This window comes from Hymenobacter glacialis (genome assembly GCF_001816165.1).
Taxonomy (GTDB): Bacteria; Bacteroidota; Bacteroidia; order Cytophagales; family Hymenobacteraceae; genus Hymenobacter; species Hymenobacter glacialis.
This window is the reverse complement of record NZ_MDZC01000031.1, coordinates 1-227: the sequence shown is the minus strand read 5'-3', so window position 1 is coordinate 227 and position 227 is coordinate 1. Positions and strand designations below refer to the sequence as shown.

General features: G+C 75.3%; 1 protein-coding gene. It reads right to left on the bottom strand.

Going from position 1 to position 227, the window contains the following annotated elements:
* Positions 1-8 precede the first annotated feature (8 nt).
* A partial coding sequence (locus tag BEN48_RS19005; protein ID WP_158010091.1) for a hypothetical protein occupies positions 9-227 on the bottom strand: 219 nt, incomplete at its 5' end.

Here is a 227-nt window from a genome sequence, read left to right as displayed (position 1 = left end):
GGCGCGCGTCACGGTGCGGCCCAGGGCTTCGTGCACGTAGCGGCGCACGCTCGCGTCGGCTCCAGCTGCACGCGCACCAGCAGGCTGTCCACGGCCGTGCTGTCGCCGGTTTGGCCCAGGGCGTAGGCGGCGCGCGTCACGGTGCGGCCCAGGGCTTCGTGCACGTAGCGGCGCACGCTCGCGTCGGCTCCAGCTGCACGCGCACCAGCAGGCTGTCCACGGCCGTG